The sequence below is a fragment of the Microcoleus sp. B6-A1 genome (assembly GCF_036705085.1).
GTDB lineage: Bacteria > Cyanobacteriota > Cyanobacteriia > Cyanobacteriales > Microcoleaceae > Microcoleus.
Window position 1 is genome coordinate 25,417 of sequence record NZ_JAUBTU010000051.1, and the last position, 24,345, is coordinate 49,761.

The following is a 24,345-nucleotide window of genomic DNA, read 5'->3' on the forward strand; positions in this document are numbered from 1 at the left end:
GCGGGCTCGCGTGCCCACCCCACAAGCAAAATATTGAGTTGTTGTGGAACAGGCATCTTGCCTGTTCTTAACAATAGCGATCGGGAGTGAGTTATTACCGATCGCCCTTTTGTTTAGCAATTAAAGCTTTAGCTTGCTGCCACAGAGATTCTAACTCTTCTGGGGCATAATCTGACAAAGGTCGATCGCACGCAGCCTCTACCTTCGCAAACCGCTGCACAAAGCGATCGTTTGTTCCTTGCAAAGCAGCCGACGGATCTAAATCGTACCAGCGAGCTAATTGAATCAACACAAACATAATATCTCCCAATTCCGACTGCTGCGCTGCTTTATCCTCGTGTTTGAGAGCGTGTTCAAATTCTGCCATTTCCTCGTGAAATTTATCCCAAACGCCCTCTACACTGTCCCAATCAAAACTCACTTCCGCAGCTTTTTGAGAGATTTTCATCCCGGCGGCAATCGGCGGCAAAGTGCTGGCATAACGGCTCATTTTCGAGGCTAAAGTTGGCGGCTTTTCCGCAGTTGTGCCTTTTTCTGCTGCTTTGATTTTTTCCCAGTTTTCGTTGACTTCATCCACGCTGTTGAGTTCGACATCGCCGAAGACGTGGGGATGTCGCCGAATTAGTTTTTCTGTAATGCCCGCAGCTATTTCGGCGAAGGTAAACTGATTGGATTCGCTGGCAATTTGAGCTTGCAGAATTACCTGTAACAGTAAGTCGCCCAATTCTTCGACGATCGCATCTTTATCTCCTTTGCGAATCGCGTCGGCGGTTTCATAAGCTTCTTCGATGATGTGAGGAATTAGAGTTTGGGGAGTTTGAGCTAAATCCCAAGGACATCCGCCGTCGGGTGATCGCAATTTAGCCACAACTTCTATAAGTTCTTGGAGTGCTGTGAGCGATCGACTTTCAGAATTAGACATAATAATTTACCTTTTAGATTTGCTGGAAGTGCGGCGGGGAGGTTGGCGTTTGCGCCTCTTAATTGTCCCAGTAGGGCGCAACCCGCTCAATCCTTTCTTTTTGAATCTTTTGTAAGCCGAGCCGCCCCAATCGCTCAGATAGTGGCTCATCGCGCCCAATTCTAGACCGATGTAAACGGCTAAAATTTCGATGTGGTGTTCCCAGATCGATCGCCCGTAACTCAAAACCACATCCTGCCAATTCCAGCCGAAGTTTCCGACTTTTTCGGCAATTGCCAATCCCACGATTCCGAGAACCGCGATCCAGATAGCAAGGTACAAGATTCGCAAAGCAGTGCCGATCAGAGGGCCGTGGGACAAAAAAGAGCGGTGGCGCAGGCTTTTTTGGTACGGGAGCCAAATCGCTTTGAACCATCCCCAGCGCTGATACTGGCAGGAGTAGATATCCAAGTCGGGGCCAAACATCAGCCCGCCGAATAAGAAACTGCCGGAAACGAGCAAAGTCAGGTTGCTGCTGCTCGTCTGGCCAAAGGTGAAGGCTGCCACAGCGGGCAAACTCCACAGGGTTATTTGATCGTGGGTGCGGCCAGAGGGCATTTAAAGTTTAGGATTTTTTTTACTTGATCTTTCTGAGTTACTGTGATATGATAAATCCCGGTGAGTGCAATTGGGTGATTAGCTCAGTGGTAGAGCGCCTGCTTTACACGCAGGATGCCGTAGGTTCAAATCCTACATTACCCATCCGATAACTCAATATCAACAGTTTCAGCCGTTTTTAGCCGTCAAGCCGAGAACGGCTGTTGCTGTTGAGGGTTGACTGTTGAATTGGGTGACAGAAAACAATGGGATACAAGCCTCCCCCTTTTAGGGGGACTTTTGGTTCTGAATTTCTCCGAAGAGGATTTTGAATAAATGCAGTGCTGTTTGTTCAGACTTGCTCTACAATTGTTTTATGTTAAATCTCACCTACGAGTACAAGCTCATTCCTACCGATACGCAACGCCAAACTTTCGACCAGTGGCTCAATATTTGCCGCAAGGTCTATAACTTTGCATTGCGAGAACGAAAAGATTGGGTTAATTCTCGTAAGTGTGATATCAACTCGTGCAGCATTAAGCAGGAATACATTATCCCTGCTGAGGCACCGCGTCCAACCTTTGCAGGCCAATGCAAATCATTGGCCCAAGCAAAGAAGTTAATTCCTGAGTTGAAACTGCCTCACACCCATGTCTTGCAACAGGCGTTGCGCCAATTAGAGGCAGCGTTTGTGGCGATGTGGGAACGAGGACACGGTTTTCCTAGATTCAAAAAGCGGATGCGCTCATTTGTGTTTCCTCAATTGAATCTAGAATCCGTTAAACGGTTTGATGGTGCCGATTGGGTCAACCTACCCAAGATTGGGTTAGTTAAAATGCACCTGTCGCGTCCAATTCCTCAAGGGTTTGATGTCAAGCAAATTCGTGTTATTAAGAGGGCTTCTGGCTACTATGTCATGCTCACTTTGCAATGTGATATCAAAGTACCTCAAGCCTCACCTTCAGGACATGGATTAGGGATTGATTTAGGGTTAAAACATTTTTTGGCAACTTCTGATGGTGAATTGATTGATAGACCTCGATTCTTTGTGGATGGACAACGCAAGCTGAAATTGCTGCAACGTCAACTCAAGCGTAAGAAAAAAGGCTCTAGAAAGTTTCGTCAAATTCATCACCAAATAGCCTTGCACCACGAATACATCTCGAACAGTCGCTCATACTTTCATTTCAAGACCGCTCATCATTTATGCAACGCAGCCCACACAGTATTTGCTGAGGATTTGAACCTCAAAGCAATGTCAGCCGGAAGGCTGAGCAAGCACACGCTTGATGCAGGGTTTGGTCAGTTCCTGAATATATTGAGCCATGTTTGCTTTAAGCGAGGTGCATACTTCGCAAAAGTAGACCCCAACGGAACAAGTCAAACCTGCCCATTATGTCAAACCCATACAGGTAAAAAAGAGTTATCCCAACGAGTGCATAAATGTCAAACCTGTGGCTATGAAACAAATCGAGATGTTGCAGCCGCGCAAGTAGTATTGCAGCGTGGATATACAGCGGTTGGGCAAAACGAGCGTGAATTTTGGGGAGGGCAAGCTACATGAGTAGTCCCAATGAACCAAGAATCCCTGCTCATAAGAGGACAGGGAGTTGTCAAGACTAAATTTAACATTCTGTGGCGGATGTCTCAAAAGTTGGCACCCCATGCTAGAAAATTAATTTATTGATTTTCTTTTTTAGAACCCTGTATATGAAGCCTAAAATAACTAGCCCGATCGCGTGGCAGCAAGCTGAACTGCTCATGCAGCCAGCGATGATCCGAGTGCTCGATAACATCCGCAAACAATTAGAGGAGTCAGTTTGGACGGGTACTTATCAAGAAGTGCAGATTCCCATTCCGGGCTATCAACTAATTTTAGAGCTTCAAGGCGAGCAGAGATGTGTCGATATTTGGGAACTTTGCTATCGAGTCTGCTTTGTCAACTACCAGCCCGCCCACAGTCAAATCCAAAGCCAAGAAGTTGTAATTGATACTAGCTTGATTGATGATGAGACTGGCGATGTAGATTGGAATCGGCTTGATGCTAAAGCCAGCCAATTAATCCAAGAAATATTCGCTAATTTGGGCAAATAGTCAGTTGTCAGTTGTCAGTTGACAGTTGACAGTTGTCAGTTGACAGTTGACAGTGGTGAGCTTTCCAGCCAACAGCCAACAGCGAACAGTCAACAGCCAACAATTAACAGTCAACAGCCAACAATTAACAGTCAACAGCCAACAGCGAACAGTCAACAGCCAACAATTAACAGTCATCAGTCAACAATTAACAGTCAACAAAATCTTATGATTCAGCAATTGCACGACATTCAAGCAGCGACAGGTGCTACTTTTGCAGAGTTAACAACCAAAGAAATTGTGCCAGTCAGTTTTGGTAACGACGCAGAAGCGATCGCAGCAACTAAACAAGGTGTGGCTTTGTACGATCGCACTCACTGGGGACGCATTCAAATCTCAGACAGCGATCGCCTGCGGTTCTTGCACAATCAAAGTACCAATAACTTTAATATACTCAAACCCGGTCAAGGTTGCGACACCGTTTTCGTGACTTCCACCGCCCGGACGATCGACCTCGCCACCGCTTACGCTACAGAAGATGCCGTACTGCTGCTAGTCTCAGCCAACCGCCGCCGCCAACTACTGGAATTGCTCGATCGCTATATTTTCCCAATGGATCGCGTCGAGTTAACAGATTTAACCGATACAACTGTTGCTTTCAGTTTCCTCGGCCCGGAAAGCACTCAACTATTAGAAAAAATGGGAGTTACCGAGCTCGAAAATCAACCTTACGCTACTCACAAATTGATAAAAATCCCGCCTCTTTCCCCCCCTTACCAAGGGGGGGATGAAGGGGGGGTTCGAGTTGCGGTGGGTAGCGGTTTAGCAACTCCCGGATACACGTTAATTGCGCCAGCAAGCGATGCAGCTAACTTGTGGCAGGAATTAGTCAAAGCTGGGGCCGTACCGATGGGCGATCGAGTTTGGGAACAACTGCGAATCGAACAAGGACGCCCCGCCCCCGATTTTGAACTCACAGACGATTACAACCCCCTAGAAGCCCGCCTTTTACACACGATTACCTATGACAAAGGCTGCTACATCGGTCAAGAAACAATTGCCCGGTTGAACACCTACAAAGGAGTCAAACAGCAACTTTGGGGCGTGCAGTTGAGCGGTGCGGTTGAACCCGGAACAGCAGTCACAATCGGAGAGGAAAAAGTCGGCAAACTCACCAGTTTTACGGAAACTGAATCCGGCTTTTTTGGTCTGGCTTACATCCGAACAAAAGCCGGCGGCGAAGGACTGAAAGTGCAAGTCGGATCGGTGTCAGGGGAAGTAGTAAATGTACCTTTCTTGAGTTCGTAGTTGCGATCGGTAGGCTGTTGAGGCCGCAGCGCCAAAAACTTTTTTGTTGAGGTTGATTTGGCAATGATGCTAACACCATAAATTGACACCAAGTCCTATCTTTAGATAGATTTGCCAACAAACAACAGCAATTATTCTGTATAACAGTCGTCACAGAAAAAACAGAGTTTTTCAATGAAAAAGTTTACATCGCGCTTAGTTACAAATTGCCTGCGAGTAGGAATAATCTTGGCTGTAGGAATAGCGCTGATTTTTAGCTCCGAATTGGAAGTTACGGGTCACAAAATGCAAGCGATCGCTACACATTTAACCCCTGAAGCTAAGTCTTACGAAGTTGCCCGTCCCGCTCGGCAGCCAACAAGCGATACAGAGAAGGATGCCACGGGTGTACTTGACAATATCCGAGAAAAGCTGAATCTCGACCAACCCATTGCCCCCAGTACCAAAAAATTTATAGAATCGGTAAAAGATAACGTGGGCGAAGCAGTTACGCCGGGACAGGAAGCAGTAGAAAAAGCGGCAGAGCGAGGCAGCAGCGATCGAGCCAACTAATTCAATCGCATCCAGTTTTCAAATATAAAATTCTTAGTCCCTCTCTGCTGGGACGAAAGATTGTGTAGTAGCGATTTCAAGCCGAATCATGGAAGCGATAACGAACCCGGATGTGATTGTTCATATTGGCACTTCAGGTTGGAGTTACGACCATTGGGAAGGTGTGCTTTATCCCCACCAGCTACCGCCTCGCTCTAGGCTCGATCGCTACATCCAGCACTATCAAACCGTCGAAGTTAATAGCACCTACTACCGCTGGCCACCAAACACTACCTTCGCTAACTGGCGAGAGCGCCTCCCCCAAGGATTTCTGATGACCGTAAAAGCGCCCCGTGGTCTAACGCACTCCAAGCGTCTTTACTCCCCAGAAAAGTGGTTGGAACGCATGAGTGAGGGACTTCAATGCCTGGGTTCACGATTGGGTATTCTGCTCGTCCAGCTTCCTCCCCAGTTCGGCTGCGATTTGGCCCGCCTAGCCTACTTTCTAGAACAGATGCCCTCCTGGATCAAAGTAGCTGTCGAATTCCGACATCCAAGCTGGCACACAGCAGAGGTATTTTCGCTGCTAGAACGCTCAGGAGCGGCTTACTGTGTGATGAGCGGCGCCCACCTTCCGTGTATCCTGCGCGCAACGGGTTCATTCGTCTATGTGCGCCTTCACGGCCCCGACCCCAACAATCTCTACGGCGGCTCCTACTCGGATGATGATTTGCATTGGTGGGCCGATCGCATCCACGAGTGGGAAAGTCAGGGGCGAAGCGTGTTCGTCTACTTCAACAACGACGGAGAGGGAAATGCAGTGAGGAACGCTTCAAAGCTAAAAACTTTTGTGGAGAATGGTAGTTCCTGACAGAATCTAATTGAGACTGTTTCCATTCTTTTGGGCGCATTCAAAAACGCTTCGCAGTTCCCTGAAGCTGAATTAGAAATCGCAGGTGGCGTTCGTCTAGGTTATTGTTTGACGATCGCACTCACCCCGAACGCGCACATCCAACTCAATATCACCCAGCACAAGCCGATCGCATTCAACTCAACATCACGATCGCACTTTTGCTTCCATTTCAAACAAATCCCGTAGGGTGCGCTTGACCGAAAGGAAACAGATTGAGTCGAGGGGGGATATTATTCCCCGCCCCTCTCAGTTAGATCTGGGCGTGCGACTTTCACCGCACCCAGCTCCCGATGTTCTTGGCTTTTGCCTTTGCTCATGTGGAGATAATCGTGGCAGCTTTCGTGAACCGCTAGAAGGTTGTTTATTTTCCAATTACTATGGTTACTGTCTACATGATGTAGATGCACCTTTTCATCGCCTAGCATTTTTAAGCCACATTTTCCACATTTATGGTTTTGCCGTTTTAAAGCTTTAGAGGTGTTACCGTCATAGAGCTTGCTGTTACGCTCACTCCAGTAGGCTATATCTCCGTCGTAGGGGGATTTCTCTCCTTTGACATTGATAAATTTGTTTTCGGAGTGAGGAACCGCCGGGAACGCCTTTTCTACCAGTTTCCTGGCAGTATAGCGGTTCTGTTTTGATTCCTTGTTAAATACCTTGAAGGCTCTATTGTCGAGGAACCACAGCGAGAACCGTGACCCATTTAACTTACAGTAGCGATGGTAGTTTCTCCAACCTCTAACTACAGGGGCTAATTTCTTAGCTTTGACCGTGGCTCCATAATTCGAGTTGTTGACGATGTGTTTTACCTTCTGACGAAACGCTTTAAAATTGTCCGCTGATGGAACGCATCTAAATTTCCCGTTGTTTTGCACTTTGAAATGCCAACCGAGGAAGTCAAATCCATCTGTCGTAGCAGTTAGCTTGGTTTTCTTTTCACTAACCTTCATGCCTCGTTCTGCCAGAAATTTGCTGACTTTATCAAGTATTGCCTCCGCATCATCTTTAGGTTTCAGAATTATTACCATGTCATCCGCGTAACGGACTGATTGATGTATTTCCTCAATCCCATTGAGAGCAATATTGGCTAATAATGGACTAACCACACCCCCTTGTGGGGTTCCTTGTTCTGGAAATCCTGGATTGACTCCTGCTTTTAGACAGCGGAATATTCCGGTCTTGATGCCTCTTGGGGCGATGAGTCGTTCCATTATGCTGGTGTGGTTTATCCTGTCGAAGCATTTTTCGATATCGAGCTCGATAACTCGTTTTTCTATTCCGTTGCAACAAGAGCGTAGATTGTTGAACAGAATTTTTTGCGCGTCATGCGCCGACCTTCCTGTTCTAAATCCATAACTCCTAGCGTGGAAAGTTGCTTCGTGCGCTGGCTCTAGCGCGTATTTTGCGAGGCATTGCCAAGCTCTATCGGCGATAGTCGGTATCTTAAGGAGGCGGGTACTCCCATCCTTTTTAGGGATTGGTATTGAACGTAACTTCTGATGTTTCCAGTTGTTATTTTTGTCTCTGAGTTCTTCACTCAGGGAAAACCTTTCCTCAAATGTGAGTGAGGCTTTTCCATCGATTCCCGCAGTCTTTTTGCCAGCATTTAGTTGAGTTACTTGACGTATCGCCAACATTCTTGCAGCCCGAGATTTCAGAATTAGCTTTTGAAGGGACTTCGCTTTCGGCTTGTCTCCAACCTGAATCGCTTTAAACACTCGTTTTTGTAGGCGAAATAAATTACGGCGGAATTTCTTCCACGGTAACGTCTTCCAAGATTCACTAACATTGCTGTTGTGTCTAATCATGCTCTGCTCTAACTTATGTTTTCTGAACACCTCAGACCAATTACGGTCTGTCCTACCCGAACTAAGGGAGTTCCGCTGCTCGTCTAGCCTACTTGGAGTTCGACTTCCCCTTGACCCTCAGCTCGTTTTTCTTCGTTCCCTCGGTTAGATTGATTGTTCCTTTAGGTGGAGCCATTTTAACTACTGGATTCCCTGGACTCTTGCCGATATTATTTCGATATTCGGCGGGAATAATTTCCAGTGGAGTCGGGTGGTTGGTCTGTGTCCCGCTCCGGAGTAAGTTACTTTTCTAGGCTCTGTTTTCACCATCGGAACTCCCCATTAACGCCAGTGTCACCCCACATTGGATGTCTGATTGCGTCCTGTTCCCAGCTTCACTCTCCAAGAATCGAGCTTGGTCGGTGTGGGCAGATAGGGAGTCATACCTGAGTCTGGTAGAAGGGGCTTGCACCCTTATCAGACCGAGAGTTCAGCCTTGTGGCTGGAAACGCTATGTACGGACTGATTACCGTGATTCACGTTTCAACGAATCGCACCGAAATACTCCGTCAGTTTCTCGATGCGATCATTAAACACTTTGTAGCGGTGTTTGAAGTACAGTTCCACATTCCCTCGCTGTTCCCACAATCCCAGCAAGTTGATGGCAACCTCTGAGTAATGGACTCTCACATCCCGCTGCACTTCGGCTATCCGTTCCTCAATTAGTCGAGTCGTAATTCCAATTTTAGAGAATGAGTGAAGAAACTTTAAAAATTTATAGACAGACTGAAACCGCCTTGCAATGCTGTATCAGCCATCCGCTACAGACAGGACTTTTCCACGCAAGCGTTGTTTTTTGGACGCTTGCTACACCAACGCCAAACTCTAACTTAACTGCTTCTAGCCAAATATACACTTGATTGTGGTTATAAGTCCCTCTAAAGAATTATGTGTATATTCTCCTGAAGACAGATGATAGCAGCGACCTAGGCAAATAACATACAAAGTGTACAGAGTTATTAGGTAATCTAAAGGCATAATTTAAAAGCAGTCTATTTGCGCCTTGTAGGAAAGACATTCGACTTACCCACTTGTCCAAGCTAAACAAAGTGGCAGTATGTGGCGTACTCTTGTGCCTTACTTCAGGCTAATGACTGCTTGATATTTGATACTTAATTAAGTTTACCTGATTTCTTCTTTCTCTGTTCTACCTGTCAGACCCTAATTACCCTGGTGTTATAAGTACCTCTAAAGAATTGTTTGTAGATTCTCCTGAATACGGAGGATAGCAGCGACCAAGGGAAATAACATCAACGCCTACAGAGTTATTGGGGAATCTCAAGCCAGAATTAAAAGCACTCTATTTGCCCCTTATAGGACATACATTCGGCTTACGCACCGGCCAAAGTTGAACAAAGTTGCAGTAGGTCGCGTACCCTTGTGCCTTACTTCAGGTTAATGACCAATTGAGCTTTGATTCTTAATTAGGTTTACCTGATTTTTTCTTTCTCTGCTCTATCTGTCACACCCTAATTACCATGTGGTAATACGCTTCTTTGTAGATGGCACAAAGGATACCAGAAATTTTCGCAGTTTGAGACATTTGTGTTGCTTGTAGGTCATTGGGTATACCCAGACTGACCAATTTTCATTTTACCTTATCAAACTTATTTAAGAAGTCTCATGGTTAACTTACTCAGACCGCCCAGTGTTTCTTCAAGTTCTCGCTTCGGTATTGTAACTGGTTTGTGGAGGCAACAGTCTCTTTACGACAGGAGGGCGCTTAAGACTGGTATCGTCCATTTCGGGCCAGGTCGTTTTTTTAGGGGGCATCTTGCCTACATTATACATAACTATCTTGCACAGAAGGATTCCCAAGAGCAGAGATGGGGGATTTGTGGGGTTAGCCTTAAGAGTCAAGAGACCATTACTAGGCTGAAACCGCAGAGATTTCTTTACACTTTGACCAAACACTCTAGTTGCGCTAAAAATCGTGAGGAAGCGGAAGTTATAGGTTCTATTAGGGAAATAGTTAATGGTAGAGAAAAGTGCGAGTATGTGCTTGAAAAGATGGCGTCTCCCTCTGTGCATCTGGTGACTCTTACTATTACTCAAGGAGGCTACCATCTAGACAAGAGTTTTAATCTCGACACAACGAATGAAGACATCGCACACGATTTGCAAAATCCTTCCACTCCAACTACTGCAATTGGCTTTATCGTAGAGGCGCTGCGGCGACGACGCGATCGCAAAATGACCCCCTTCACCACACTTTCTTGCGACAACCTCCCAAGAAATGGGGAGATCCTGCGAAAAGCAGTGCTAGCTTACGCTGAAGAGATCGATCCTCAACTTGCAGAATACATCAGGGATAACGCCACGTTCCCTAATTCAGTGGTAGACAGGATTGTGCCTCAAGAACAGGAATCCGACTATAACTACCCCAGCCGACTGTTGCAAGTTCGCGATCGCGCACCCATTGTAACCGAACCATTTTGGCAGTTTGTCGTGGAAGACAAATTCACAGGCGATCGCCCCAAGTGGGAAGATACGGGGGTGATTATGACTAGCGACATCACTCCCTTTCTGTATATGAAGTCCAGATTCTTGAATGCAGTACACTCCTTCATAGCCTGCTTAGCTGTAAGAGCAGGTATAGAGTATATGCACGAGGCGATCGCCCTACCGGAATTCCAGTTGTTTACTCGGCATCTCATGGACGATATCACAGCAGCAACACCAGTGCCTCGCCAGATGTGCGAACAATATAGGGAGCAGGTGTTACTAAGGCTAAGTAACGAGGATCTTCCCGATACTACTGAGAGAATCTCTTCAGAAACAGCGAGGAAAGTAGGCAAGTATATATTTCCGATACTTGAGGATGCTTATAGCCGAAAAGTCAGCATGAAGCGGATTATACTTCCTGTTGCAGCGTGGCTTCTTGCAGTCAGAGAGGAGGCGAGCGAGTCTGGTCAGCCCTATCATGCCAAGGATACCCAAAGCGCAATTACAGCGATTCAAGAAGGCGCACTAATTAGCGGGATTCTGGGATTGGAGAATTGCGAACAGACAGAGCTCGTAGATAATGAATGCCTCCAAGCTTTGCGAGATCTCCAGACCCAAGGACTATTGACTACGCTTAAAAATTACAGTGAGGGAGGTCTTTTGAATGAAACCGTTTCAGCATGATTTGGTGGTGCTTTTCGATCATGACGGAACTGTCGTTGATAGTGAAATCATCGCACTTGAGAGCGCGTGGAGGCTGACAAATGAAGTGGCTCGTGAGTTCCGTGGCGCTCAACACTATGAGCTTGAGGACTTTGTTAAAAGCTTCGCCGGGAAACCCTACAGGGAAATACTCAAAAAGATTTACCCAGACTCATTAACCAGTCTTAATGAGCGGGATATTGACAGGCTAGTCGCTGAAGAAGAAAAGAGAGCGATCGAACGGCTTACTATAGAGGCAAAAGCGACGGAAGGAACGCCCCAAGTGCTGTCTTCCCTGCGCGACGACGGATTTGAATATGCGCTAGTAAGTAACAGCAGCTTACAGCGGCTGAGTGCTTGCCTTTGTGCTGCTGCCCTGACCGACTATTTCCCAAGCGAGCAGGTATTTAGCGCTCACGACTCTCTCCCGGTTCCGCGTCCCAAGCCACTTCCTGACATCTACCTATATGCAGTGAAATGTCTGGACGCACAAGTTTCCGATTGCGTGGCAATTGAAGATTCTATCAGTGGGATAAGGGCTGCCGTTGCCGCTGGAATTGGGCAGATTATCGGTTATGTAGGGGGAACTCATATCAGCGAGGATGAACGAAGCAGCCGTGCAGATGCTCTTGAGTCGGCTGGTGCCCACCAAGTTATCGAGCGGATGCACGATCTGATCGGGCTATTATCAGCAATCCCAGTGTAAGGACAGGGGGCATCAGGCGATCGCTTGATGCCCTTAGTTAGGATAGTGAAAAATGGCGTTGCTGAATATCAAGAATTCTGGGCCATCGAACGCTTCACCTTATGAATCCAACCTTGGCTCAGACTCAACACCTGCGAATAAGACAAGTCCGTATCTAACACCAAATCAAACACAGACGGCTTAACTAAACGGGGAAACCATCGATGGAATAGCCTTCCTATCGTCAACCGCAAGAAAAACTCAACCACCAACAACTTCGTGCGAGGAAACGAATAATTTGATAACTCTTGCAAGGCATGGGCATCCGGGACTCGCTGCTGTGAAAACTGCGGCAAAACCTTCCCCCAATCATCCCCATACTGGTCCAACAATTGTCCCAAAATCAGCACATCTTCTAACGAAGAATTACACCCCTGCCCAATCGAGGGAGACACCGCATGAGCAGCATCGCCAATCAGCAACACACTATCGCCCTCATGAAAGCGATCGCAGCGTACCGTTAGCACCTTTGCCACTGGACGCTTCAACAACGCTTCCGCTTCTTCCCACGACATCAACTGACCAAACAGCGGGAAATTTTCCTCAAAAAATGCCTTGATTTCTTCTTTCGTGGATAATCCTTCTAGGGGATTAGTCTGTGCATCAAAAATAATCACGCCATTCAACTGATCTCCTAGCTGGGGTACCATCAGCATCCGGGTTTTATTATTCAAATTCCAGGCATGGATTTTATTCCGTTCTAACTCCACTCCAGCAGTCGGATTGAGCCGACTTAAAAACACAGATTTATAGGCATCTGGAACATAGCTTTGGGAACACGGCAAGCCTGCATTCTCGACTAAATAGTCTCGAATTTGCGATCGCGCCCCATCAGCACCCACCAGTAGATCGTAGTGAACGGTAAAGCTATCTCCTTCTGAAGGTTTCAACCTTACGGTTTTAGCCGTTGCATCCACAGCCGTACATTCACAGTTGAAATGTACTTTAACCTGATTCGGACTAGAGGTTTCGGTTAATTGCTTCAACAGAATCGTCACGAGGCGATTGCGATCGATTGTGAGAACCGGATTTTCGCGAGGAATCCGTCGGGCTTTGCCCTTTTTCCGATAAATAATCGTCCCGTGACAGAACACACTTTGAGCGGCGATCGCCTCCTCTAAGCCAGCAATGGCTCGAATGGCTTTTCTGCCTCGTTCCTGAAGCGAGAGCGGAAATGTGCGGTTTCCAGAAACATCAGTCAACCGAGGATCGGGACGACGTTCATAGATATCAATATGGTAGTTGCCCCGACGCCATAAATAATGTGCCAGTAGCAGTCCAGCCGGACCCGATCCAATGATCACAACGTTTTGAACCATAGGGGTTTACCGAATAGGATGAGTTGATGTACCCAACTTTATTATGCTTCCCCCCAGAACCCCGACTTCTGAATCACATTGATTCAGGGCAATCAGGGTTTCAACAAAGAAGTGGGGGTCTGGGTTGTCTTTTCATCTGCGATCGGCAACCCCTGAAAAGTTAGATCTTCTCAAGAATAGCTTGGGCGACAACTTCATCGGCGATCGGTTTTGCGATCGACTTGCCATGCAGATCCGCCAAAATAGAGTCCACCTTTTTCAACCATCCTGCCATACTGATAATCAGCCGTCATCACAAGGTCATACATTAAGATGAACAGCAATACCAGCACAGACTCAACAATCAAGCTGAATCAAGCATCCCTGTCTCTTTTACCTGGAAACGTTCGCGTACCCAAGTACGATCGCCATCAAATTACTAATGGAATTGTGCATATTGGGGTTGGTGGATTTCATCGATCGCACCAAGCACTCTATCTCGATGATTATTTCCATCAGAATCCTGGTAGTGACTGGGGAATCTGTGGGGTTGGATTGCTTGACAATGACTATGACAGGCGAATACGGGATGCCCTTCAACCCCAAGATTGTTTGTATACCTTAGTTGAGCGATCGCTAGAAGGCGATCGCGCTCGGATCATTGGTTCAATTACTCGATATCTATTTGCACCAGACAATCGTCAAGCAGTTATTGAAGCATTAGCAGATCCCCAATGCCGAATTGTTACTCTAACGATCACTGAAAGCGGCTACTACTACATTGAAGGAAGTGGCAATTTCGATGTCAACCACCCGACGATGCAGCACGATTTGCAACATCCTGACCAACCAATTGGGACATACGGTTTTTTGACAGCCGCACTCTCCAAGCGGCGTCAACAGGGGTTGGCACCCTTTACAGTCTTATCCTGCGACAATATCCAGGGCAACGGCAACATGGTGCGGAAAATGCTAACAACATTTGCCCAAATGCGCGATCGGGATTTAGGAAGTTGGATTGCTGAACACGTTGCGTTTCCCAACTGCATGGTCGATCGCATTACTCCGCTGACAACCCCAGCAGATATCAAAATGGTGGCCCAACAGTTTGGTATTGATGATGCGTTTCCCTGCGTCGCAGAACCTTTCATTCAGTGGGTAATCGAAGATACCTTTTGTGCAGGCAGACCCGATTGGGAATCCGTTGGCGTACAGATGACTAAGGATGTTCATCCCTATGAAATGATGAAAATTCGGCTGCTTAATGCCAGCCATATGCTGATAGGCTATCTCGGCTCTCTGGCAGGTTATAACTACGTTTATGAAGTCATGGCTGATCCCTTATTTGTGCAAGCAGTCGCTAACCTGATGGATGAGGTGACACCAACGCTTCAACCCGTTCCTGGGATTGATTTAGACGATTATAAAAAGACTTTAATTGAACGGTTTTCCAATCCCAAAATTCGCGATCAGCTTCCACGCCTGTGCCTGAATGGATCGGCCAAAATTCCTAAGTTTGTTTTGGGTTCGATCCGCGATAAATTAGAACTTGGAGGTGCGATCGATTACCTAAGTTTGACGATCGCTGCTTGGTGTCGATACATCAATAGTCATGATGAACAAGGGCAACCTATTCCCATTGATGACCCATTAGCAGACATCCTCACTCAACGCGCCAGTTTGAGTGAATTAGATCCCAGACCATTACTGGGCCTATCTGAAATTTTTGGAGATTTAGTACAGTCGCCACGTTTCGTTGAGGCTGTTGGTGACCAGTTGCGTAGTTTGCATGAGTTTGGTGCTAAAGGAACGCTAGCCCGATTGTTGTAGGCAGCATCCGCCTCGGTAAGGAAACTTATTTGACACTGCTACGGCTGCACTACGTTAGGAATGAGAATTAAATAACTTACAATGCGTGATGGTTCTTGTGGGATGGGCGTCCCGCCCGTCCAGAAAGGGCGGGCGTCCCGCCCAACCCATACTCCCCACTTTCAAGAGTGTAAATTATTTAATTCGCGATCCTTAAAGCCGTGGGATTCTCGCGTCTAGCCCAGCTCTATGTCTACGAGTGCAAAGGGAAATTCAGCCGCCAATACAGCGCAATATTTATTGATGTCATTCTTGCCTATCTTCCCTCTGGCCAAAGCATCTATCTTAAGGCTGATTCTCCTCAGTGAGTAACTCAGGTTCAATGGAGAAGACCGTGTATGCAGACGGATGAATCTTCATGAAGCGCGACGCCACAGGCAAGTTTGTTAGCAATTGGAACTCGGAGACGAAACAACGAGTGAGCGTATCTCTGACTAATACAGCATGGCGATCGCTCGATAAAGAGGCTCACAGGCGAGGAATTTCTCGCTCTGAAGTCATTGAACGCTTTGCCCGCACTCTTACTCTTGAAGGCGAACAGTTGTTCCCTGTCCAAGAAACGGAGGGCAATGTGGCAACAATTCTGGAAAGCATTACGGATGCTTTTGTCGCCTTCGATCGCGACTGGCGCTACACTTACGTGAATCGGGCGGCGGCTCAAATCCTGCACAAAACACCAGAAGAGCTACTGGGAAAGCACGTTTGGAATGAGGTTTTTCCTGAGCTGGTTGGTGCAATTCCCTATCGAGAACTCCATCGGGCAATGACGGAACAGGTTCCTGTTTCCTGGGAAGAATTTGGGGAATCTGTCCAGCGTTGGATAGAGGCGAAGGCCTATCCCTCGACGGCAGGAGTAGCAGTTTATTTTCGCGATATTACAGAACGCAAGCAAGCAGAGGCAGAACGAGAACGGTTATTGCACGAGCTGGAAATTGAACGCGCCCGATTTGAAGCCGTTTTACGACAAATGCCTGCGGGTGTAATGATTGCCGATGCAGCATCTGGTAAGTTGGTTCTGGCGAACGAACAAGCTAAGCAGATTGTTGGATATGGCTACGAACAATCGCTTAAGCTTAACGAGTATGATCCCGTCGTTTCATACATTCCACTTCGTTCTAATGGTCAGCCCTATGCCCATGAAGATATGCCCTTAGCGCGATCGCTAAAAACAGGTGAGGTCGTTACAAACGAGGAGATGGAAATTGATCGAAATGATGGTAGCCGCATTTTCATTAACGCCAACTCAGCACCGATTTTAGATAAGCAGGGGCAGATTGTTGCAGCCGTTGTTATCTTCCAAGACTTGACGGATTACAAACAAGTTGAACAGTCATTACGAGAGAGCCAAGAACGCCTGCAATTGGCATTAACGGCGGCTCAGATGGTGGTCTGGGATATGGATTTGCCGACCAATCAGGTAGTGTGTTCTGCTAATGCTCTAGACGTTTGGGGTTTTCATGAAGGCACAGGAGAAGGCTTTTTTGCGCTCATTCATCCAGACGATCGACAACGGGTGATCCAAGCGGCTCAAGGGGCAATTGCTGGACAACAGTCCTATGTGCAGGAGTACCGGGTAATTAGTCGGGACGGAGTTGTGCGCTGGCTCAACAGTCAGGGACAAGTCTATCTGGATGCAACGGGGCGAGGAGTTCGCATGGTTGGCGTTTCGGTTGACATCACAGAACGCAAACAGATCGAAGCAGAGCGCGATCGCCTTTTAAAACGAGAACAATCTGCCCGACGGTCAGCAGAAAGCGAACGCAAGCGGTTGCATGACATCCTGATGCAATTGCCGGCCATGATAGGAATTGTTAAAGGTCCCGATCTTGTGTATGAATTTGCCAATCCCACCTATCAGCAAGGGGCTGGGCGCACTCCAGACATGATCGGGAAATCAATGCGGGATGTTTTCCCGGAACTAGAGGGGCAAATTTACTTTGATGTCATTGAGCGCGTTTACCGGACGGGAGAAACATTTATTCGGAATGAATCGCCTGCTTACTGGGATAAAAACGGTGATGGTGTGTTGGAAGAGGGATTTTTCAACTGCATCTGTCCGCCTTGGCGGGATGCAGAGGGAACCATTCAAGGCGTGTTGATTTATAACGTTGAAGTGACAGCCCAGGTGCGGGCAAGGCAACAAATTGAACAACTGCTCAAGAACCTCCAGCAGAAAGAAGAAATTCAACAATTCCTAATCGAATTGAATGAGGGGATTCGTGCCATTCAAGACTCGAAGGAAATTATGTGGCGGGTGGTTTGTGCTACAGGGCAACACTTTAGTGTCACTCGCTGTACCTACGGCGAAATTGATCCAACGCAGGAATATGTCATTGTCGATCGCGATTATTGCAATGGTGTAATCAGCGTGGTGGGTAGACATCACCTAGATTCGTTTGGCCCAGAACTCATTGCTGAATTAAAGCAGGGCAGAACAATTGTCGTGGATGATGTCGATCGCGATCCTCGGACTGCCGGATCGGGGGCGGCTGCCTTTGACGCAATCCAAACCAAGTCTCTGCTATGTGTTCCATTGGTGAAAGAGGGGAAATTTGTCGCATTGTTGGTGTTGCACCATGTCTCTGTTCGCCACTGGACGGAGGAAGATGTGGTGCTGATGGAGCGAATTGCTGAAAAAACCTGGCTAGCCGTGGAGCGGGAGCGGGCAGAAGAGGAATTGCGAGAAAGTGAAGCTCATCTGCAACTGGCGCTGAAGGTCGGACGCATGGGAACGTGGGACTGGGATATGCAGACCGATGCCTTGCTTTGGTCAGAAGGACATTTCATGGTACTCGGTCTGCAACCCAATGAGTCCGAACCCTGCTATGAGGTTTGGGCAAATCGGGTTCATCCTGATGACCTAGCACAAACCAATGCAAAACTTCAGCAAGCCATAGCAGAGAAGAAGGAGTATCACCATGAACATCGCCTGCGTTGGCCTGATGGCTCGATTCACTGGGTTGAAGCCAGAGGACAGTTTACTTATGATTCTCAGGGAAATCGCAAGCACTCGATCGGAGTTGTCATTGATATCACAGAACGCAAGCAAGCAGAAGAGGCGTTGCGTCAAGCCCTACAAAAGCTCAACTTCCATGTTGAAAACTCTCCAATGGCAGTCGTTGAATGGAATCGAGACTTTCAAATCATTCGGTGGTCTGCTGGTGCAGAGCGCATTGTGGGCTGGAAAGCCGAAGAAATTCTAGGCAAATCTTTAACAGAGGTACCTTTTGTCTTTGAGGAAGACCTCGCATCGGTGACTGAAGTCTGCCAACGGCTGGTCTATGGTGAAGAACCCCATATTTTTTCATACAACCGCAATTACACGAAAGATCGCAACATTGTGCATTGCGACTGGTATAACTCCAGTCTCAGGGACGAATCGGGACGGATGATTTCGGTGCTATCGCTGGTGCTGGATGTGACGCAGCGCAAGTATGCAGAACAAGAACGAGAACAACTGTTAGAACGCGAGCGCCTCGCACGATCCGAAGCCGAAGCCGCACAGCGCCAACTGGAAACCATCTTTGAAACATCACCCATTGGACTTGCTCTGTTAGATTCCGAGCAGCGATTTATTGCTATTAACGAAGCATTAGCAGAAATTAATGGATTAACCCGCGAGCAACACTTAGGCTATTCAATTCCAGATATTTTTGGTCAGTCCGATCCAAAATTAGTTGAAGTCTTCCATCAGATTTACGCCACAGGGAATCCTTTCATTTCACCGAATTTTGCGGTGAATGTTCCCGGACGCTGCGATCGCCGTCCCGGTTACTACAACGTTTACTATCTTCCAACTGTTAACTCAAATGGTCAGGTCGAAGGCATTCTCGTGTATGTGGTAGATGTGACGGAACGGGTGCAGTTAGAGCTTGCCCAACGCTTTCTCTCTGAGGCAAGTGCGGTGCTGGCATCCTCACTCGATTATCAAACTACTTTGGAGCGAGTCGCGCAGCTTACAGTGCCGGAATTAGCTGACTGGTGTACGGTTCACATGATAGAAGAGGATGGTGCGATCGAGCAGATTGCTGTTGCTCACATCGACCAGGCTAAACTGGAATGGGCATATCAGATTAGAGACAAGTATCCGCTGAACCCGGATGACCCTCGCGGTGGTGCATACACCTTGCGAACTGGGCAATCTGATTTCGTGCCGGATATTCCCGATGAACTATTGGTACAGGCAGCGCGTGATTCAGAGCATTTAGAGATGCTGCGGCAGGTTGGATTCAGCTCTGTAATGACGGTGCCACTAAGGACTCAGGCACGAATTCTAGGGGTCATTTCCTTTATCTGTGCCGAATCTGGACGACGGTATACCTCAGCAGATTTGCAACTGGCAGAGGAATTGGCGCGTCGTGCTTCCTTGGCGATCGACAATGCTCAATTATACCGATTGGCTCAACGCGATCGCGCAAAAGCAGAAGCCGCTAACCGAATTAAAGACGAATTCTTGGCTGTGTTGTCCCACGAGTTGCGATCGCCCCTCAATCCGATTCTGGGCTGGACAAAATTGCTACGAGGTGGGCGACTCGATGCCACAAAAACCCAGCAAGCCCTGGAAACGATCGAACGCAACGCCAAGCTGCAAGCTCAATTAATTGAGGACTTGTTGGATGTCTCGCGCATTCTGCAAGGAAAAATGACCTTAAACGTCGCGAGTGTGAATCTAGCAGCAACGATTGAAGCCGGTCTGGAAACGGTACGACTGGCAGCCGAAGCCAAACACATTCAAATCCAGACCAGGTTTAATCCTATTTCAGGAACGGTTTCAGGTGATACGAATCGCCTCCAACAGGTAGTCTGGAACCTCCTTTCCAATGCTGTGAAATTCACCCCAGCCGGAGGACGAATCGAGGTGCAACTAGAGCAAGTTGGCACCTATGCTCAGATTCAAGTCAAAGATACTGGAAAAGGCATCAGTCGAGACTTCTTACCCCATGTGTTTGACTACTTCCGTCAAGAAGATGGCACAACGACTCGACAATTTGGCGGATTGGGATTGGGGCTGGCGATCGTCCGTCATTTTACCGAACTGCATGGAGGAACGGTTCAAGCAGACAGCTTAGGACAGAACTTAGGGGCTACATTTACCATCCAGCTACCGTTAAACATCGTAGAGGCGGAACCCTCTTCTGATGACAAGCACCGAGAAAGTGCGACAGACTTAGCAGGTATTCAGGTCTTGGTTGTGGACGACGATGCAGATATGCGGGATTTGGCAGCATTCAGCCTAATGCAATCTGGCGCACAAGTTACGACAGCCGCTTCCGGTGCACAGGCGTTGACTCTCCTAAATCAATCTGTCCCCGATCTGCTGTTATGTGACATTGGGATGCCAGAGATGGATGGTTATGCCCTGATTCGGCAAATTAGAAAGTGGTCACCTGAACAGGGCGGCACGATTCCTGCGATCGCACTTACTGCCTATGCTGGAGAAATCAATCAGCAGCAAGCCTTAGCAGCAGGATTTCAGATGCATATCTCCAAGCCTGTTGAACCTGATGAATTGGTAAAAGCGATCGCCCGTTTACTGAGACACTAAATGATTTGAGGATTAGCTATCATGCTGCTTGGCATAGATTTAGGAACAGGCTCTGCTAAGGCATTGCTCCTAGCGACAGACGGAACCACTATAGGTGAAGCATCAACATCCTATCCTGTTCATGCACCCCAACCTGGATGGGCTGAGTCGGAACCAGAAGATTGGTGGTTAGCTGTTGCCTCGGCTGTTAGGAAGGCAGTGGGAAATCATGCCGATCGAGTACAGGCGATCGGACTTTCAGGGCAAATGCACGGTGTTGTCCTAGCTTCGGAGTCTGGTCAGCCCCTGCGCCCTGCTATCCTCTGGGCAGATACTCGCTCTAGTGCCACGCTTAACACTTATCATTCGATCGATGCGGCTATTCTAGAGCGCTTGGGCAACCCGATTACGGCTGGAATGGCCGGCCCCACTTTGTTGTGGCTACGAGAACACGAGGCTAATGTTTACACCGAAGCGCGTTGGGCACTCCAGCCCAAAGATTGGCTGCGGTTACGGATGACAGGAGAAGTCGCAACGGAACCATCTGATGCTAGCGGTACTTTGCTTTACGATGTTGTGTCGGATAACTGGGCTGGGGATGCAATCTTAGCCCTGAATCTACGTGGTGATTGCTTACCAAAAATTATCCCCTCTAGTGCGATCTCCGGCTACCTAACAACTATTGCTTCAGAGCATCTTGGCTTAAGAGTTGGCTTACCCGTTATTGCTGGTGCGGCGGATACGGCAGCGGCGGCACTTGGTAACGGACTACTAGAGCCTGGTTTGGTTCAACTAACCATAGGCACAGGCGCTCAAATCATTACACCTCGATCGCAACCAATTATCGATCGTCATGGTCGTACCCATCTCTATCGAACCGCCCTCCCTAACCAGTGGTACACCCTTGCAGCAATGCAAAATGCCGGGTTAGCGCTTGAGTGGGTGCGAGGTATCCTCGGCTTAAGCTGGCAGGAAGTCTATACTAAAGCATTTTCTGTTCCCCCAGGATGTGAAGGGTTGACATTTTTGCCCTACCTCACGGGTGAGCGAACTCCACACCTTGATCCATATATACGTGGGGCATGGGTGGGGCTGGGACTTCATCACACACAGGCGCACTTGATGCGGGCAGCTTTAGAGGGAGTTGCTTTTGCCTTGCGACAAGGTTTTGAGGCACTTGAGGCAACAGGTTTTAAAGCGACAGAACTGCGTTTAGCTGGCGGTGGAACTGCAGAAATGCCTTGGAAACAATTACTGACCGATGTATTGAGAATACCCCTCTATGCAACTACAGTTGCTGCGGCTTCTGCGCGTGGTGCTGCTCTACTGGCGGGTATAGGAATTGGCATATACGCAGATGCTAATGACACGCTCAAACTAACAGCCGCACCAACGCTTGCTGCCACTCCCCAATCAGTTGATCCAATCCTAGAAGAGGCTTGGTTTCGATATCAATCCCTTTATCCACGACTTAAAAAAATGTGATAGCAGTTATGCCTAAAGGAGGACGTGCTAGAAGCTAGCTACAAATTATTCTTAAGCTAAGACTGCTTAAGAGCAGCCAAATGAAATTACTAAGTTTACTACAAGAAGAGGTAGATATTACATGAATATATTAGCTGGAATTAAGCTACCAAAATCAGCCGAGGCCTCGGATGTATATATACGGTGTAATGAATCTGCATCTATAAACTACCAGGAAGATGACAAAAAAGTTGTTTTATCTCAGGGTGGTGTTGTCTCCTCAAATTCTTACTTTAATTCGTTTTACGAGAGATATTATACTCAATATACAACTCTTAGCTCTATCTACTACTTGCTGAAACTTGAAGGCGATTTTAAGGTTTCTGTTTACCGAGAATTTGATGGGCAAAAAAACAAAGAAATAATTTCTGAAGAAAGCTTTGAGAAATGTCAATTCTCTGATCCTGTAAAACTCTCACCAATAAATCTCCTTCAAGGCAAAAAAGCGGGCAGAATATATTTTGAAATAACTTGTTCTAGTGAACAGGGTGAATTTAAAGGGGCATGGATAGCAACTGATCAAAGTAAAACTAGAGAAGCATCCTTGGGGATTGTAATTTGCACTTTTAAAAAAGAGGACTTCATACAAAATACATTAAATGCAATTTTTCAAGATGAATTACTAGAAACCAAGGACTTTAAAGTATTCGTTGTTGATAATGGTAGAACTTTAGATGAAGCTGATTTTGGAAAGCCAAAACTGAGGCTAGTTCCTAATATAAATGCTGGTGGAAGCGGGGGCTTTACCAGAGGGTTGGTGGAAGCTTTAGAGGAAAAAAAATATTCTCACTTTTTGCTTATGGATGATGATATAGAGTTAGAAAGTGAATGTATTTATAAATTATTTCCTTTGTATGAATACGCCAATTCTGATTTTGCTGTAGCGGGTGGACTGCTAAATTTACAGAAAAAGCATATCTTGTATGAAGCAGGAGCATCGTACAACGCCTATTCTAAAACTAGAGGATTTGGGCCTGGGGCATTAATTGCTTTAAATTATAATATCGATTTACGAGATTCTAATTCTCTCAACAGGTTGCTCAAGGAAGAAGATGTAGACTATGGCGGATTTTGGTTTTTCTCTTTTTCTAAGGAACTTGTTGAACAAACTCAATTACCGCTGCCTTTATTTATCAAAATAGATGATGTAGAGTTTGGTTTAAGAATAAAAGAGTTGGGCAATAACATTGTAGCTTTTCCATCAATGGCGGTGTGGCATCAACCAGCCGCGGCCAAGAATGTAAATTGGGAAAATTATTATTATATCCGCAATGATTTAATAGCTTATTCCATCCATTATTCTCCAGAATATATGGCTGCAGTTGAGCATTTGACAAAAGTAATACTTCAGGCTTTAGCAAAATTTGATTATAATCATGTAGAGATGGTTGTAAAAGCTTTTGAAGACTATCTAAAAGGGCCAGATTTTATCAAAAATTCTGATCCAGAAACCTTTCACATGAGCATTGTAAACCTTAGTAAAAGCTATAATAACCAAAATGAGGTAGATAAATTAGCTGGTACTAACCTTTTGACTAGGTGGTTTAAAGTTGCTGCTGAAGGTATTAATGAATGGTCATCCGTAAGTGAAAAATGGAAAACTGCTTCAAAGGAGATGACATCTACTATATTTTGGCAGCAATACCTTGGGCTAAAGAAATAGAATTGACCGCCTCCACTGGTTAATGGTGGACAGCTTCCATCGCCAGCAACTCAACGATTCACAACAAAAGCGCCTTGGGATTAATTGTGGTAGTTGACACTCTCCCGTCACAGCGTAGGGCTGTTTCGGGGCAACCACGGGGAGTAGGGGTCGGATTGCCCCTACGGAAAATCAGGCTTTTGTAGTTTCGGGGCAACCACGGGAGGATTGCCCCTACGGAAAATCAGGCTTTTGTAGTTTCGGGGCAACCACGGGGGGATTGCCCCTACGGAAAACCAGGCTTTTGTAGTTTCGGGGCAACCACGGGAGGATTGCCCCTAGGCAAAACCAGGCTTTTGTAGTTTCGGGGCAACCACGGGAGGATTGCCCCTACGGAAAATCAGGCTTTTGTAGTTTCGGGGCAAC

At 47.0% G+C, this 24,345-nt stretch carries 16 protein-coding genes and 1 tRNA gene; 13 read left to right on the forward strand and 4 right to left on the reverse strand.

The features are described 5' to 3' along the window. Positions 1-94: 94 nt before the first annotated feature. Complete coding sequence (gene mazG / locus QUB11_RS19125) at positions 95-922, reverse strand: nucleoside triphosphate pyrophosphohydrolase (protein ID WP_333204997.1); 828 nt, start codon at positions 920-922, stop codon at positions 95-97. 6 nt (positions 923-928) lie between these two features. Next, positions 929-1,519, reverse strand: a complete 591-nt coding sequence (locus tag QUB11_RS19130) for a metal-binding protein (RefSeq protein ID WP_333204998.1) — start codon at positions 1,517-1,519, stop codon at positions 929-931. A gap of 72 nt (positions 1,520-1,591) precedes the next feature. Between QUB11_RS19130 and QUB11_RS19135 the strand changes: the two genes are divergently transcribed. From QUB11_RS19135 to QUB11_RS19160, 6 genes are all read left to right on the forward strand, one after another. Then, positions 1,592-1,663 (forward strand) — tRNA-Val (locus QUB11_RS19135). A gap of 211 nt (positions 1,664-1,874) precedes the next feature. Next, positions 1,875-3,062 carry a transposase gene (locus QUB11_RS19140; RefSeq protein WP_333205000.1) on the forward strand — a complete coding sequence of 396 codons (1,188 nt, stop codon included), beginning with the start codon at positions 1,875-1,877 and terminating at the stop codon, positions 3,060-3,062. Between the two features lie 146 nt (positions 3,063-3,208). Beyond that, on the forward strand, positions 3,209-3,592 hold the full coding sequence (locus QUB11_RS19145; protein WP_333205002.1) for a hypothetical protein: 384 nt from the start codon (positions 3,209-3,211) through the stop codon (positions 3,590-3,592). Between the two features lie 207 nt (positions 3,593-3,799). Then, positions 3,800-4,879 (forward strand): CAF17-like 4Fe-4S cluster assembly/insertion protein YgfZ, encoded by a 1,080-nt coding sequence (gene ygfZ, locus QUB11_RS19150; protein WP_333205005.1) that lies wholly within the window; start codon positions 3,800-3,802, stop codon positions 4,877-4,879. Positions 4,880-5,053: 174 nt separating this feature from the next. Further along, the gene (locus tag QUB11_RS19155; RefSeq protein WP_333205007.1) at positions 5,054-5,431 is read left to right on the forward strand and encodes a hypothetical protein; all 378 of its coding nucleotides are present in this window, start codon (positions 5,054-5,056) and stop codon (positions 5,429-5,431) included. Positions 5,432-5,519: 88 nt separating this feature from the next. Then, entirely contained in the window at positions 5,520-6,281 is a 762-nt protein-coding gene (locus tag QUB11_RS19160; protein ID WP_333205009.1) for a DUF72 domain-containing protein, read from the forward strand. 272 nt (positions 6,282-6,553) lie between these two features. Here the strand turns inward: QUB11_RS19160 and QUB11_RS19165 are convergent, their stop codons facing one another. Then, a complete protein-coding gene (locus QUB11_RS19165; protein WP_333257229.1) occupies positions 6,554-8,131 on the reverse strand; it encodes a reverse transcriptase domain-containing protein in 1,578 nt (525 codons plus the stop codon). Between the two features lie 477 nt (positions 8,132-8,608). Here QUB11_RS19165 and QUB11_RS19170 point away from each other — a divergent pair, with 477 nt between their 5' ends. From QUB11_RS19170 to QUB11_RS19180, 3 genes are all read left to right on the forward strand, one after another. Further along, the gene (locus QUB11_RS19170; RefSeq protein ID WP_333257226.1) at positions 8,609-8,785 is read left to right on the forward strand and encodes a hypothetical protein; all 177 of its coding nucleotides are present in this window, start codon (positions 8,609-8,611) and stop codon (positions 8,783-8,785) included. Between the two features lie 1,008 nt (positions 8,786-9,793). After that, entirely contained in the window at positions 9,794-11,299 is a 1,506-nt protein-coding gene (locus tag QUB11_RS19175; RefSeq protein ID WP_333205015.1) for a mannitol dehydrogenase family protein, read from the forward strand. Next, positions 11,280-12,023, forward strand: a complete 744-nt coding sequence (locus QUB11_RS19180) for an HAD family phosphatase (RefSeq protein WP_333257223.1) — start codon at positions 11,280-11,282, stop codon at positions 12,021-12,023. The genes QUB11_RS19175 and QUB11_RS19180 overlap by 20 nt, the downstream gene beginning before the upstream one ends. 68 nt (positions 12,024-12,091) lie before the next feature. On the opposite strand, the gene QUB11_RS19185 is transcribed toward QUB11_RS19180, so the two are convergent. After that, on the reverse strand, positions 12,092-13,381 hold the full coding sequence (locus QUB11_RS19185; RefSeq protein WP_333205019.1) for an NAD(P)/FAD-dependent oxidoreductase: 1,290 nt from the start codon (positions 13,379-13,381) through the stop codon (positions 12,092-12,094). A gap of 312 nt (positions 13,382-13,693) precedes the next feature. Here QUB11_RS19185 and QUB11_RS19190 point away from each other — a divergent pair, with 312 nt between their 5' ends. The 4 genes from QUB11_RS19190 (at position 13,694) to QUB11_RS19205 (ending at position 23,940) form a co-directional block, all read left to right on the forward strand. Further along, positions 13,694-15,190, forward strand: coding sequence for a mannitol dehydrogenase family protein (locus QUB11_RS19190; RefSeq protein ID WP_333391393.1), 1,497 nt, complete (start codon positions 13,694-13,696; stop codon positions 15,188-15,190). 397 nt (positions 15,191-15,587) lie between these two features. Beyond that, positions 15,588-20,774, forward strand: a complete 5,187-nt coding sequence (locus QUB11_RS19195) for a PAS domain S-box protein (RefSeq protein WP_333205023.1) — start codon at positions 15,588-15,590, stop codon at positions 20,772-20,774. 21 nt (positions 20,775-20,795) lie between these two features. Beyond that, positions 20,796-22,238, forward strand: coding sequence for a xylulokinase (gene xylB / locus QUB11_RS19200; protein ID WP_333205025.1), 1,443 nt, complete (start codon positions 20,796-20,798; stop codon positions 22,236-22,238). 121 nt (positions 22,239-22,359) lie between these two features. Next, entirely contained in the window at positions 22,360-23,940 is a 1,581-nt protein-coding gene (locus QUB11_RS19205; RefSeq protein ID WP_333205027.1) for a glycosyltransferase, read from the forward strand. Positions 23,941-24,345: the final 405 nt, after the last annotated feature.

Bases quoted from the DNA above. Each gene is read 5' to 3' on its own strand.
- QUB11_RS19140 (WP_333205000.1), top strand. From the start codon at position 1,875: ATGTTAAATCTCACCTACGAGTACAAGCTCATTCCTACCGATACGCAA.
- QUB11_RS19155 (WP_333205007.1), top strand. From the start codon at position 5,054: ATGAAAAAGTTTACATCGCGCTTAGTTACAAATTGCCTGCGAGTAGGA.
- QUB11_RS19185 (WP_333205019.1), bottom strand. From the start codon at position 13,381: ATGGTTCAAAACGTTGTGATCATTGGATCGGGTCCGGCTGGACTGCTA.
- QUB11_RS19160 (WP_333205009.1), top strand. From the start codon at position 5,520: ATGGAAGCGATAACGAACCCGGATGTGATTGTTCATATTGGCACTTCA.
- ygfZ (WP_333205005.1), top strand. From the start codon at position 3,800: ATGATTCAGCAATTGCACGACATTCAAGCAGCGACAGGTGCTACTTTT.
- QUB11_RS19145 (WP_333205002.1), top strand. From the start codon at position 3,209: ATGAAGCCTAAAATAACTAGCCCGATCGCGTGGCAGCAAGCTGAACTG.
- QUB11_RS19190 (WP_333391393.1), top strand. From the start codon at position 13,694: ATGAACAGCAATACCAGCACAGACTCAACAATCAAGCTGAATCAAGCA.
- QUB11_RS19165 (WP_333257229.1), bottom strand. From the start codon at position 8,131: ATGATTAGACACAACAGCAATGTTAGTGAATCTTGGAAGACGTTACCG.
- QUB11_RS19195 (WP_333205023.1), top strand. From the start codon at position 15,588: ATGAAGCGCGACGCCACAGGCAAGTTTGTTAGCAATTGGAACTCGGAG.
- QUB11_RS19180 (WP_333257223.1), top strand. From the start codon at position 11,280: ATGAAACCGTTTCAGCATGATTTGGTGGTGCTTTTCGATCATGACGGA.
- mazG (WP_333204997.1), bottom strand. From the start codon at position 922: ATGTCTAATTCTGAAAGTCGATCGCTCACAGCACTCCAAGAACTTATA.
- QUB11_RS19205 (WP_333205027.1), top strand. From the start codon at position 22,360: ATGAATATATTAGCTGGAATTAAGCTACCAAAATCAGCCGAGGCCTCG.
- xylB (WP_333205025.1), top strand. From the start codon at position 20,796: ATGCTGCTTGGCATAGATTTAGGAACAGGCTCTGCTAAGGCATTGCTC.
- QUB11_RS19130 (WP_333204998.1), bottom strand. From the start codon at position 1,519: ATGCCCTCTGGCCGCACCCACGATCAAATAACCCTGTGGAGTTTGCCC.
- QUB11_RS19175 (WP_333205015.1), top strand. From the start codon at position 9,794: ATGGTTAACTTACTCAGACCGCCCAGTGTTTCTTCAAGTTCTCGCTTC.